General features: G+C 64.1%; 11 protein-coding genes and 2 tRNA genes. 10 read left to right on the forward strand and 3 right to left on the reverse strand.

The window, feature by feature from the left end; all coding sequences use genetic code 11:
• The coding region (locus M0P34_RS08400) for a site-specific integrase (RefSeq protein WP_291498383.1) at window positions 1-500 on the forward strand (500 nt) is incomplete at its 5' end.
• 72 nt (window positions 501-572) lie between these two features.
• Here the strand turns inward: M0P34_RS08400 and M0P34_RS08405 are convergent.
• Both M0P34_RS08405 and M0P34_RS08410 read right to left on the reverse strand, forming a co-directional pair.
• Window positions 573-1427, reverse strand: coding sequence for a class I SAM-dependent methyltransferase (locus M0P34_RS08405; protein ID WP_291498403.1), 855 nt, complete (start codon window positions 1425-1427; stop codon window positions 573-575).
• Window positions 1428-1646: 219 nt separating this feature from the next.
• Window positions 1647-2150, reverse strand: a complete 504-nt coding sequence (locus M0P34_RS08410; RefSeq protein ID WP_291498385.1) for a tetratricopeptide repeat protein — start codon at window positions 2148-2150, stop codon at window positions 1647-1649.
• 321 nt (window positions 2151-2471) lie between these two features.
• On the opposite strand from M0P34_RS08410, the gene M0P34_RS08415 reads away from it, so the two are divergent.
• Window positions 2472-3413, forward strand: coding sequence for a hypothetical protein (locus M0P34_RS08415; RefSeq protein WP_291498387.1), 942 nt, complete (start codon window positions 2472-2474; stop codon window positions 3411-3413).
• 384 nt (window positions 3414-3797) lie between these two features.
• Here the strand turns inward: M0P34_RS08415 and M0P34_RS08420 are convergent.
• A tRNA-Arg gene (locus tag M0P34_RS08420) sits at window positions 3798-3874 on the reverse strand.
• A gap of 328 nt (window positions 3875-4202) precedes the next feature.
• Here M0P34_RS08420 and M0P34_RS08425 point away from each other — a divergent pair.
• The 8 genes from M0P34_RS08425 to rho all read left to right on the forward strand — a co-directional run bounded on the left by M0P34_RS08425 (window position 4203) and on the right by rho (window position 11329).
• Entirely contained in the window at window positions 4203-5642 is a 1440-nt protein-coding gene (locus M0P34_RS08425) for a DegQ family serine endoprotease (RefSeq protein WP_291498389.1), read from the forward strand.
• Between the two features lie 94 nt (window positions 5643-5736).
• Window positions 5737-6639 (forward strand): 4-(cytidine 5'-diphospho)-2-C-methyl-D-erythritol kinase, encoded by a 903-nt coding sequence (gene ispE / locus M0P34_RS08430; protein WP_291498391.1) that lies wholly within the window; start codon window positions 5737-5739, stop codon window positions 6637-6639.
• A gap of 3 nt (window positions 6640-6642) precedes the next feature.
• Window positions 6643-6718, forward strand: a tRNA-Gln gene (locus M0P34_RS08435).
• A gap of 22 nt (window positions 6719-6740) precedes the next feature.
• On the forward strand, window positions 6741-7682 hold the full coding sequence (locus tag M0P34_RS08440; RefSeq protein WP_291498393.1) for a ribose-phosphate pyrophosphokinase: 942 nt from the start codon (window positions 6741-6743) through the stop codon (window positions 7680-7682).
• Window positions 7683-7749: 67 nt separating this feature from the next.
• Window positions 7750-8337, forward strand: a complete 588-nt coding sequence (locus tag M0P34_RS08445; protein WP_291498395.1) for a 50S ribosomal protein L25 — start codon at window positions 7750-7752, stop codon at window positions 8335-8337.
• A 165-nt stretch (window positions 8338-8502) separates the two neighbouring features.
• Window positions 8503-9141 carry an aminoacyl-tRNA hydrolase gene (gene pth / locus M0P34_RS08450; protein ID WP_291498397.1) on the forward strand — a complete coding sequence of 213 codons (639 nt, stop codon included), beginning with the start codon at window positions 8503-8505 and terminating at the stop codon, window positions 9139-9141.
• A 53-nt stretch (window positions 9142-9194) separates the two neighbouring features.
• Entirely contained in the window at window positions 9195-9716 is a 522-nt protein-coding gene (locus tag M0P34_RS08455; protein WP_291498399.1) for a CarD family transcriptional regulator, read from the forward strand.
• A 365-nt stretch (window positions 9717-10081) separates the two neighbouring features.
• A complete protein-coding gene (rho, locus tag M0P34_RS08460; RefSeq protein ID WP_028587040.1) occupies window positions 10082-11329 on the forward strand; it encodes a transcription termination factor Rho in 1248 nt (415 codons plus the stop codon).
• The last annotated feature ends 607 nt before the right edge of the window (window positions 11330-11936 follow it).

Genomic DNA, 11936 nt, shown 5'->3' on the forward strand with positions numbered 1-11936 from the left:
GCATGACCACCAAGAATCGCAAAACGCAGATCATGCCCATGAACGATCTCGCCTACGAAGTGCTTGAACAGGCGCGGGCGGCAAGGATCAGCGACTACGTGTTCCCATCCTCAACGGGAGCGTACTTCCACTCGCTGGACAACACATGGAAGCGCATTCGCGCCAAGGCGGGCTTGCAAGACATCCGCATGCACGACGTGCGGCACACCTTCGCAACCAACGTCGTGGCCCACGGTGAAAGCCTCTACCATCTTCAAAGCCTTCTCGGGCACAAGACCGGGCAGATGACGCAACGCTACGCCCACCTGCGCGACGAAAAGCTCCGCAAGGCCGCCAACTCGTTCAACACCATCTTCGCGGACTACAAGACATGGAGCTTCAGGGACATCCTTGCACTCCCGGAAGAGGAGCGAAACGCGATCCTGCAACTCGCCATGGACGAGGGCATCGCCGAACCGGGGTACGGGGAAGAACCGACGGGCATCGACGACCAAGGGTAATGAAGCCGCCTCACCGGGCACAAGGGGGGGCAACGGCATAGTCGAAAAATCAACTGGTTATGATCTTTTCGATTAACGCCTCAAAGTGACGAACCAATTCCAATGGGGAGGGTAATGACCGTATTGCGGAAGGTTGACTTGCTTATCCCAATCCAACTCAAACTTTTCCACGCAAATGCTCTGAAAACAATACCGGGCCAATCGATACTCAATCTCCTCCTTCAACCACTGTTTTTGAAGAAGGCTGCTGTCTGTGAGCATGTATCCCAAGGGATTGAATTGGTAACGAAGAATATTAGCCCTTGTCGTATCTACGATTTCTTCCTGAGTGCGCCCTTCGTCAATCATCATGTCCACATGTTTCTGGAAGGCAAACGTACGCGACTCCATTGACGGGACATAGAGCATTATGACGCCATCATCCGCAGTGTTGCGGACGATATTTTCCATCATCACGTGAAAGTGATCATTGTTTTCTGGCATGACGGAACCGAGGGCAAGGACGAGACCGCACCGTTCTGGTAATGCGACATCCTCAATGCGTCCTTCCATAAGCACGACGTTTGCTTCCTGTTGTTCCATCGCCTTGTTGATCATATTCTTTGAGTTGTCGACTGCATAAACAACTCGGAAAGATCGCAGATGCCGGAATGAACGCCCCACGCCGCATCCGAGATCGGCGACAGCCGTGCCGTGTTGCGCAGGAAAAACCCGCAATGCTTCCGTGATTATGTTCTCAGTGGCGAAAATTGAACGGATTTGAGCATCGTAGTCAGTCAGGCTTGCCCAAAAAAATTCCGCATCTTCATACTCAACGATCGGGGGATCAGTCTCTGCCACCACCGCCTCCAGAACTGCCTCCCCCACCAGAACCAGCCCCACCACTCCCGTCGGAGCCTCCACTTCCCCCAGCCCCACCACCAGCATCACCAGAATCGGACCCGCCTTGCACACCACCGAGTTGCCCCATGGTGGGCTGCCCGGGTTGCCCTGCGCTGGACATAGAGGAAGAGATCGCGGCCTCAATGTTCGAGGCCGCCTGCCCCAGAGGCGTCGCATCCTGTGCTGCTAAAGGAATGGCTGGCAAGAGAACTGCCAACGCAGGCACCACGGCAAAGGAAAACATCGTCTTCTTCTTACCCACGGCTATTGCACCTCCGCCTTCTTCACACCGTCGCCCAACCGCGCGAGTTCACTCTCAATAACCCCATACACCGCACCGATGCTCGGGCCGACTTGCTGCCAACGCTGCACGGCCTTGGCGGCATCTCCCGACTTGGCGTAGGCAAGCCCAAGGTACACGTAGACCCACGGGAAGGATTTCGCGGGATCAGGATCGCCAGCCTCAGAGCGGAACCGGATCATCCGCTCATACAATTCAACGCTCTTCGCGTAATCCCCAAGCCCGTAATAGGCCCTGGCCGTCCCCATCAAAAACGCTGCACGATCAGGGATGGAGGCCAGCAATTCCTCGCCAAGCTCCGCAGCCTGCCGCCAATGCTCCTTGGCTTCGTCCGCCTTGCTCCAGCGTTCCTTCTGCAAAGCCGCATCCACATGCCTGTTGAACCCACTCACGGGCAGACCCCAAGCGTGAGCTACGGCAGCGGCCCCAATCACCAATGACAGCCCAACTAGCAACACCTTGATCATTCGAAGCATCTGAACCGTCCCCCTCAAATATTGATGTATTGGATGATTTCTATGGCTCAATCACAACTTTTCGTCAACGCATCCAATTCCCCACTGGCAGCAACACGATTTCACGCCGCTAGGATCACAGGAATATCCTCCCGGACCTTCCCTTCGGGTTGATTTCAATGATGCCGCTCATGGCACCTAGAACGCATTGACCTTGCTGCCGTGATTGCCTATCCGACCCTGTGCAGTCGATGTCTCTCTCCCCCCTACCTTGTTAGAAGTACTGCATATCGGCACTTTCTCAATTATCTCAGCCCATCAAAGGAATTCGACATGGCAGGCTCCACCACGTCCTCTCCCTCCCACAGGCTCACGATCCAAGGTGGGAACATCATCGTTGCAGACCTCGGCACCCTTCGTGGCAAGAGAAACACAACGGGAACCTCTCCGAAGCCCAAGAGCAAGAGCAAAGGGTCCACGCCGACCACCATGCCGGAATTCTCTCCAAGGAGCCGCAACGCTTACATCAAGGCCCTCAACGGACTCAAGCGAGGCGCGATGCCGGAGGTGGTGGTCACCCTGACGTACACGGACAAGGTCAGCCCCAACCCGGAGGTCTGGAAATCCGACCTCGACCACCTGCGCAGGAGGCTCAACCACAACTTCCCCAAGTCGTGGTGGTTCTGGCGAATTGAACCGCACAAGGACACGGGAAGGCCGCACTACCACATCCTCGGCAACCTCATGGACGGCACCAGCCCCAGCGAGTTCTGGTCCTGGCTGGACCCGACGTGGTGCAGGATCATCAAGGTCGCGCGCAAGGACGCCCCCTACGTCACACTGGTGCAGCCCTTCGACGGCGACATGGACAAGATGACGCGCTACTTCTCCAAGGAGGAACCACAGCACGTCTACAAGGGATATATCGGCTCATGGGCACGTCTCACCAATCGCTGGGGCAAGATGCTCTCCAAGAACATCCCGGAGGCGGACAGGGATGTCTTTGAAGTCGGAGAGGACACGCACAGGGAGATCAAGGAACTGATCGTCGGAAGCATCCAGACCCAACTGAAGGCCATGGAGGATGATTTCGCCAAGATGGGACCGCTGTCCTCGCGGAAGAAGGCATACGTCCTTGAGGAGTCTATCAAGGCCAAGAAGCACTACCTGTGGCAGGTGCAGCGGAGCAACTTCTACTGGAGCGTGCTGGAGCGGGACCACATCGAACTGATGCACAAGATGCTGGAGGGCAAGCGCAAGGCTGGCACCTTGTAGGCCGCTGGACAGGACGAGGCGACGGGAAACCATCACCGCAGCGGCCCACCCCCTCCTGCAAAAACAACATGTCAGTCCCGCACCGGAATGACCGGGCACAATTTTCAAGGGGGCCATTTCCGGCAGGCAGTCACAGGGGGTGCATGGGGCACCACGCGCCCACCCCCCTTTTTCTTGCACCACTGGAAGGAACTGCCTATGATGCAAGAGTATTCGCCGTTTCTGCCCGCTCAGAAGTGCGCCTTTTCCGCCCCAAAACCCGCACAACCTGCCCCATGGATTCCAAACCGTTCTCAGTTGACCCATACGTGACCACTGGGCCACAACGCCCCACAACGAAGAACCCCAAGAACTGCGAAAGTCCTTGGGGTTCGGTGCTTTTTCTGGTGCGCCCGGCAGGAATCGAACCTGCGGCCTACAGCTTAGGAGGCTGTCGCTCTATCCGACTGAGCTACGAGCGCACGGACCGGCCGGAAAGCCGGAGGGGCAATATTCCTAGCCAAGGCCACGGAAAATTGCAACCGCTATTCCCCGGTCCCGGCGCCCGGCGCCCGGAGCCCGGGGGCCCGGCTTGGGCCCGGCCTCCTGGCGCGAAGCCCCCGTCCCGGGCGCCGCCCGGGGCGCGCGGCCTTCCGGGCGCCCCGCCTGCGGATTCATGTGCCAATATCGGCACAAGCTGTTTACACAAATCCCGGCGGCATTATACTTTGGCATTGCGGCGCGGCGGCGCGGCTGCGAGCCGCCCGGCATGCCCGCCGCGACCGACATGCCCCTATACGGAGGACCAGAATGCAGCTCAGGAAAACCAAAGCCCCCCTGCTGGCGGCGCTGCTCGTCGTGGCCTGGACCGTTCCGGCCCTGGCCTTCGGCAGCCTGCCCGAATTCACCGACCTCGCCAAGCGCACCGGCGACGCCGTGGTCAACATCAGCACCGAGAAGACCGTGGCCCAGTCGCAGCAGATGCGCGAGTTCTTCAAGTTCCACCAGCGCGGCACGCCGTTCGACGATTTCTTCGACCAGTTCGAGAAATTCTTCAACCAGACCCCCGGGCAGCAGCCGCGCAAGGAGCGCTCCCTGGGCTCGGGCTTCATCATCTCCCAGGACGGCTACATCGTCACCAACAACCACGTCATCCAGAACGCCGACCAGGTGCGCGTCAAGCTGCGCGGCAGCAAGGACTTCATCGACGCGACCATCGTCGGCCGCGACACGGAAACCGACCTCGCCCTGCTCAAGATCGACCCGCCCAACGGCGAACTGCCCACCCTGCCCTTCGGCGACTCCGACAAGGCCGAGGTCGGCCAGTGGGTCATCGCCATCGGCAACCCCTTCGGCCTGGACCACTCGGTCACGGCGGGCATCATCAGCGCCAAGGGCCGCATCATCGGCTCCGGCGCCTTCGACGACTTCATCCAGACCGACGCGTCCATCAACCCCGGCAACTCCGGCGGCCCGCTGCTGAACATGGACGGCGAGGTGGTGGGCATCAACACCGCCATCATCGCCTCGGGCCAGGGCATCGGCTTCGCCATCCCCAGCAACATGGCCCGGCGGATCATCGAGCAGCTCAAGACCGACCAGGCCGTGCACCGCGGCTGGCTGGGCATCACCTACCAGCCCGTGGACGAGCAGACCGCCAAGGCCCTGGGCCTGGGCGCCCCGCGCGGGGCGCTGGTCAACGAGGTCATCGCCGGGCAGCCTGCGGCCAAGGCCGGGCTCAAGCCGGGCGACGTGATCGTCCGGGTGGACAAGACCGAAATCGCCGAGGCCGCGGACCTGGTCCGGGCCGTGGCCTCCCTGCCCCCCGGGCAGACCATCTCCCTGGGCCTGTGGCGCGACGGCAAGGAGCGCAAGGTCAAGGTCACCCTGGGCGAACGCGGGGAGCAGATCCAGGCCCGGCGCGACGGCGACGCCCCCGGCACCCCCGGCGACACCAGGGCCCTGCTGGGCATGACGGTGCGCGCCGTGGCGCCCCAGGAGGCCGAGGCCCTGGGCCTGGAGCCCGGCAAGGGCCTGCTGGTCACCGAGGTGGACGACGGCTCCCCGGCCCAGGAAAGCGAAATCCGCCCCGGCGACGTGATCCTGCAGGCCAACCAAAAGGACGTGTCCTCCGCGGACGAACTGAACAGCATCTACGAGAAGGACGCCAGCGGCAAGGGCGCCCTGCTGCTGCTCATCCAGCGCCAGGGCCGCACGGTGTTCCGCACCATCGCCCTGCCCGGGAAATAGGGCTCCGACGCACGCATCGGGGGGCCGCGAGGCCCCCCGTTTTTTCGCCCGCCGCCCCTTGCCTCGGGGCACGATTTCGGCCACCCTGCGGCCCATGAGCGCCACCGACACCGTCACCCTGGCCACCGGCTGCAAGGTCAACCTGCACCTGCGCATCACCGCGCGGCGCGACGACGGCTACCACACCCTGGAGTCGCTGTTCGTTCCCCTGCCCGCGCCCGGCGACCGCCTGACCCTGGCCTTCGGACCCCAGGGCGGCCCATTCTCCCTGTCCGCCGCCGACCCGGCCCTGCAAGGCGACTCCAACACCGTGGCCCGGGCCTGGAGGGCCTTTGCCGCCGCCACGGGCTTCGCCCCGGCCCTGGCCGTGCGCCTGGACAAGGGCGTGCCCCTGGGGGCGGGCCTTGGCGGGGGCAGCGCCGACGCCGCCGCCGTGCTGCTCGCCCTCAACGAGCGCGCCGGGGCCCGGGCGCTGGACGGCGCGGCCCTGGCCCGCCTGGGGGCGGAGGTGGGCGCCGACGTGCCCTTCTTCCTGGGGCGCGGCCCGGCCTGGGCCGAGGGCATCGGCGACGAGCTGACGCCCGTGGACCTTGCCCTGGACGGATTCTCCCTGGTACTGTTGTGCCCGGCCGTGCATGTGGACACCGCCTGGGCCTACGCCGCCTGGGACGCCGCCCACGCCGCCCGGCCCGACGGCGCGGCGCGCCCGGCGGGCATCAGCGCGCATTACAGTTCCTTGACATGGGCCGGGGAGCGGTTTAAAAGCTGCCCTTGCTCTTTGCCCCCGCTGTACAACAGCTTCGAGGAAGTGGTCTTCCCCGCACACCCCATCCTGCGGAAATACAAGGAAGAACTACTCAGGTCCGGAGCCTGCGGAGCGGTGATGAGCGGAAGCGGAGCAAGCCTGCTCGGACTGTTCCGGGATGCCCCGCGGGCCGAGCGCTGCGCGCGCGGGCTCCAGAAGGCCGCCGTGAGCGCCTTCGTACACCATTTCTAGCGCTGGGGTGTCGCCAAGTTGGTAAGGCAACGGGTTTTGGTCCCGTCATCCGTGGGTTCAAGTCCTACCGCCCCAGCCATCTCATTTTCGAGGAAGTGCCAATGGCCATCGGCGAATTGAAGATCATGACCGGCTCCGCCAACCCCGGGTTGGCCAAGGAAATCTGCAACCACCTGGGCTGCGAGCTGACCCAGTGTCTGACCGACACATTCAGCGACGGCGAAATCCGGGTGGAGATCGGCTCCAACGTGCGCGGGGCCGACGTGTTCGTGGTCCAGCCCACCTGCGCGCCGGTGAACTTCCATCTCATGGAGATGTGCATCCTGCTCGACGCCCTCAAGCGCGCCAGCGTGGGTCGCGTCACCGCCGTCGTGCCCTACTACGGCTACGCCCGGCAGGACCGCAAGGTCGCCCCCCGCGCGCCCATCAGCGCCAAGCTCGTGGCCGACTTCCTCACCGTGGCCGGCATCGACCGCCTGGTCACCGTGGACCTGCATGCGGGCCAGATCCAGGGCTTCTTCAACCTGCCGGTGGACAATATCTACGCCGCCCCGGTGCTCCTTGAGCACCTGCGCAAGACCGACGACGACATCGTCATGGTCTCGCCCGACGCGGGCGGCGTGGAGCGCGCCCGAGCCTACGCCAAGCGCCTGGGCGCCAGCCTGGCCATCATCGACAAGCGCCGCGACGCGCCCAACCAGGCCCGGGCCATGAACGTCATCGGCGACGTGAAGGGCAAGACCGCCATCGTCCTGGACGACATGATCGACACCGCAGGGACCATCACCGCCGCCGCCGACGTGCTCATGGAGAACGGCGCCAAGGAAGTCATGGCCTGCGCCACCCACGCCGTGCTCTCCGGCCCGGCCACCGAGCGGTTGCAGAAGTCCCTCTACTCCCAGGTCATCGTCACCAACTCCATCCCGGTGGGCAACAAGGTCGAGCAGTGCCCCAAGCTGCGGGTGCTCTCCCTGTCCGGCCTGCTGGGCAAGGCCATCCACAACATCCACACGGAATCCTCCGTGAGCGTGCTTTTCGTCTAAACACTGTCGCACCGTCCCTCGGGCCGCACGGGCCCGGGCAAGAACGGGGCCAAGGAGAACCCAACCCATGTCCGACCAGATCTCCCTCACCGTCCAGAAACGCGAAGTGACCGGCAAAGGCGCCATGCGCGAGCTGCACCGCAAGGGCCTTGTCCCCGGCGTCTACTACGCCAAGGGCGAGAACGTGCTCATCCAGGTGGAGCCCCTGCCGCTGAACAAGGCCTACGCCAAGGCCGGCAACTCCCAGCTCGTGTACCTGAACATCGAGGGCGGCGAGACCCGCCCGGCTCTCATCAAGGAGCTGGTGCGCCACCCCTTCAAGACCGAAATCACCCATGTGGACTTCTTCGGCGTCGACCTGAAGAAGGCCGTGCGCGTGCGCGTGCCCGTGGAGACCGAAGGCAAGCCCAAGGGCACCGTCATGGGCGGCAAGCTCATCGTCTTCCGCGACGGCCTGGACGTGGAGTGCCTGCCCACCGACATCCCCGACAAGATCGTCCTGGACGTGTCGCCCCTGGACCTGGGCGACAACATCCACATCGCCGACATCGCCATGCCCAAGGGCGTGCAGGCGCTGTACGACGAGAACTTCGCCGTGGTCGGCCTGAGCGCGCCCACCGCCGAAGCCGAGGAAGGCGAAGCCGAGGCCGAATAGCGCCCCGCGACGCATACCGGAACACCGGGCCCCGGGGAGCTTCCCCGGGGCCCTTTCGTGCTGGGGGCCCGGGGCCCCTTGCGCGCCGTGCGCCCCTTCGGCTAGAGTCGGGCCTGCGCTCCGGCGGCCAGCCCCATCCCCCACCCACCCCGACCCGCAACCGCCATGAAGAACTATTCCGCCCTCGTCGCCGGGCTGGGCAACCCCGGCCCCGAGTACGAGCTGACGCGACACAATTTCGGCTTCCTGGCCATCGACGCCCTGGTGGAGGCCGCCGGAGGCCCGGGCAAGTGCCCGGCCCTGGAGCTGCGCGGCGACTGCCCGACCCGCGAGTGCCGCCCCGTGCGCAACGCGGCGCCCCTGCTGCTGGCCAAGCCTCAGACATACATGAACCTTTCAGGGCTGGCCGTGGGGCGTCTGGCCGCGCGCCTGGGCCTGGATCCCGGCGAGGTCATCGTGCTGCACGACGACCTGGACCTGCCCCTGGGGCGCATGAAGTTCAAGAAGGGCGGCAGCGACGCGGGGCACAACGGCATCAAGTCCGTCACCGAACACCTGGGCACGCCGAATTTCCTGCGCCTGCGCCTGGGCATCGGCCGCCCCGAGGGCCGGGGCGGCGCGCGCGACTATGTGCTCGAGCCCTTCACCCGCGAGGAGCTGGAGATCGTCGCCCTGGTGGCCCAGGCCGCGGCCAAGGGCCTGACCCTGTATCTGCGCCGGGGGTTCGCCCACGCCGTGCAGTACCTGAACGGCTTCGACGCCCGGCCCGGTGAAAAGCCCGATGAAACCTGGACTAATTCTTGAATCTGGTCTATCCTGTCTTTCTGTGTGTGTAATTTCCCAAGGTGTGTGATATCGTGCCGACCCATTTCGCCATCGACGACCTCGTGGTCTACCCCGCCCAGGGGGTAGGCAAGGTCGAGCGCATAGAAACGCAGGAAATCGGCGGCGTTCGCGCTGAATTCTACATCGTCCGCATTCTGTCCAACAATGTGACGCTGATGGTTCCCGTGCTCAACGCCCTCAACGTCGGGCTGCGGGCCGTATGCTCGCGCAAGAAGGCCCAGAGCATCCTCAAAAGCCTTGAAGACCGCGCTGGCTTCACCGGCTACTCGGGGCAGAACTGGAACCGCCGCTACCGCGAATACTCCGAGAAGCTCAAAAGCCAGGACCTGGCCGACGTGGCCTATGTCCTCAAGGAGCTGCTGCTCATCGGCAAGGACAAGGAACTGTCCTTTGGCGAGCACCGCCTGCTCGAACAGGCCATGGGCCTGCTGACCCTGGAGCTGGCCCACGCCCTGGGCCGCGACCAGGACTCCATACGCACCGAGGTTGAAGCGATTTTCGCCGACGTGATCCGAACCAGGGACGAACAGTAGAAAGCCCTTGCAAACGCCTTTTTCCTGCGGTAGTAGACGGCAACTGTTTGCATGATTTCCCGTGGGTCCGTTTCATAACAGCAACCCGCTTCGACAATACCCCTAAGCCTGCACATTCGCTCATTGCCGCGAAGTCGATAGAACGGCCACGGCCGTAGCACACTCGTGTTGCATCCACGGCGGATAGCACGTTTGCGGTTTTCGGTACCCGCACCAAATCCACGGCTCTTTCTTTTTGCGCTCCTGCTCCCCTGCGGCTCGCGGCCCTGGCTTGGTCCGTCCCGCGCCGGGGCGCGGCGTCGCATCCGATCAACCTCAGCCACCCGGGCACAGGACCGGGAACATCGCCTCCAGCGGAGAGACACATGAATCAAGCCGAACTCAAAATGAAGTCCATGGCCGAGCTGATGGAGCTGGCCCAGGAATTCAAGATCGAGAACCCCAGCAGCCTGCGCAAGCAGGAACTCATCTTCGCCATCCTCAAGGCCTGCGCCTCGCAAAACGGCAACATCTACGGCGAAGGGGTGCTGGAGATCCTGCCCGACGGGTTCGGCTTCCTGCGCTCCCCCATGTACAGCTACATGCCCGGGCCCGACGACATCTACGTCTCCCCCTCGCAGATCCGCCGCTTCGGGCTGCGCAAGGGCGACATGATCACCGGCCAGATCCGCCCGCCCAAGGAAGGCGAACGCTATTTCGCCCTGCTACGCGTCAGCGAGATCGGCATGGAAAAACCCGAGGCCACCAAGCGCCTGGTTCTCTTCGACAACCTCACCCCCATCTACCCCAACGAACGCTTCCGCCTGGAAAACGGCGAACAGAACTATTCCTCGCGCATCATCGACCTGCTGGTGCCCATCGGCAAAGGCCAACGCTGCCTGATCGTCGCCCCGCCCCGCACCGGCAAGACCATGCTCCTGCAAAACATCGCCAACTCCATCAATGCCAACCACCCCGACGCCTACCTCATCGTGCTGCTCATCGACGAGCGGCCCGAGGAGGTCACGGACATGGAGCGCACGGTCAAGGCCGAGGTGGTCTCCTCCACCTTCGACGAGCCGCCCGCGCGCCACGTCCAGGTGGCCGAGATGGTCTCCGAAAAGGCCAAGCGCCTGGTGGAACGCAAGAAGGACGTGGTCATCCTGCTCGACTCCATCACCCGCCTGGGCCGCGCCTACAACGCCGTGACGCCCTCCTCGGGCCGCGTGCTCTCCGGCGGCCTGGACGCCAACGCCCTGCAGCGCCCCAAGCGCTTCTTCGGCGCCGCGCGCAATATCGAGGAAGGCGGCAGCCTGTCCATCATCGCCACCGCCCTGGTGGACACCGGCTCGCGCATGGACGAGGTCATCTTCGAGGAGTTCAAGGGCACGGGCAACAGCGAAATCCAGCTCGACCGCCACCTGTCCGAGAAGCGCGTCTTCCCGGCCATCGACATCAACCGCTCGGGCACCCGCAAGGAGGAGCTGCTCCTGGAGCCCGACGTGCTGAACCGCGTCTGGATCCTGCGCAAGCTGCTCTCGCCCATGAACACCATCGACAGCATGGACTTCCTGCTCTCCAAGATGAAGGGCACCAAGAACAACAAAATCTTCCTGGACATGATGAACAAGTAGGGCGGCGCGGGCGGCGCCCCCGTGATTCGCCCCGGGCCCCGGGGCCGGCGGGAGCGGCGCTCCCGGCCGGGCCCTGGCCAGCGCCCGGCCCCCTGCCCTGCGGCAGGGATCAGGGGCACGCGGCCTCGCAGGGGGATGGAGTCGATCCTTCCTCCCCCTGGCCCCCGACGAAGACGGTGGGCACGCCGCCGAAGGAGGCGGCGCCGCCCTGCGGGCTTGGCCTTTTCATCCCTTCGGGGCGATGGGCTGCCGGGGTTTGGGGCCGACAGGGCCGACACTTGGCGCGTTGCGCACCCCTTCGGGACGAGAGGAACACCGGTCGGAAACGGCCGGTGTTCTCGTTTCCGGCAGCCTGTTCCCCGCCCACCGGCCCGGGCCGGGCGCCTGTGCGGAAAACAGGCGGGACTTCATCCCCCTTCCCGGATGACAGCTCCCGCCGCGGCCGCGGTGCCGGACGGGAAGCGCCCGGCACCGCGTTCGGAGGATCGTCCCGGCTGGACATTTTTTAATACTTGTTGGATAGTTGGACAGCGAACGGCGCACCTCGCCGCTTCGTTCTGGATTCACGCCCCTTTACCCCACGACATGTTTTCGACGAGGAGCGCAA

It is taken from the genome of Desulfocurvus sp. (assembly GCF_023230885.1).
In the GTDB taxonomy this organism is placed as follows: domain Bacteria; phylum Desulfobacterota; class Desulfovibrionia; order Desulfovibrionales; family Desulfovibrionaceae; genus Desulfocurvus.

What these genes read in the sequence shown, in the direction of transcription:
- M0P34_RS08405 (WP_291498403.1), bottom strand. Translation starts at nt 1,427, where the DNA reads ATGCTGGTGGTGGGGCTGGGGGAAGTGGAGGCTCCGACGGGAGTGGTG.
- M0P34_RS08410 (WP_291498385.1), bottom strand. Translation starts at nt 2,150, where the DNA reads ATGATCAAGGTGTTGCTAGTTGGGCTGTCATTGGTGATTGGGGCCGCT.
- M0P34_RS08415 (WP_291498387.1), top strand. Translation starts at nt 2,472, where the DNA reads ATGGCAGGCTCCACCACGTCCTCTCCCTCCCACAGGCTCACGATCCAA.
- M0P34_RS08425 (WP_291498389.1), top strand. Translation starts at nt 4,203, where the DNA reads ATGCAGCTCAGGAAAACCAAAGCCCCCCTGCTGGCGGCGCTGCTCGTC.
- ispE (WP_291498391.1), top strand. Translation starts at nt 5,737, where the DNA reads ATGAGCGCCACCGACACCGTCACCCTGGCCACCGGCTGCAAGGTCAAC.
- M0P34_RS08440 (WP_291498393.1), top strand. Translation starts at nt 6,741, where the DNA reads ATGGCCATCGGCGAATTGAAGATCATGACCGGCTCCGCCAACCCCGGG.
- M0P34_RS08445 (WP_291498395.1), top strand. Translation starts at nt 7,750, where the DNA reads ATGTCCGACCAGATCTCCCTCACCGTCCAGAAACGCGAAGTGACCGGC.
- pth (WP_291498397.1), top strand. Translation starts at nt 8,503, where the DNA reads ATGAAGAACTATTCCGCCCTCGTCGCCGGGCTGGGCAACCCCGGCCCC.
- rho (WP_028587040.1), top strand. Translation starts at nt 10,082, where the DNA reads ATGAATCAAGCCGAACTCAAAATGAAGTCCATGGCCGAGCTGATGGAG.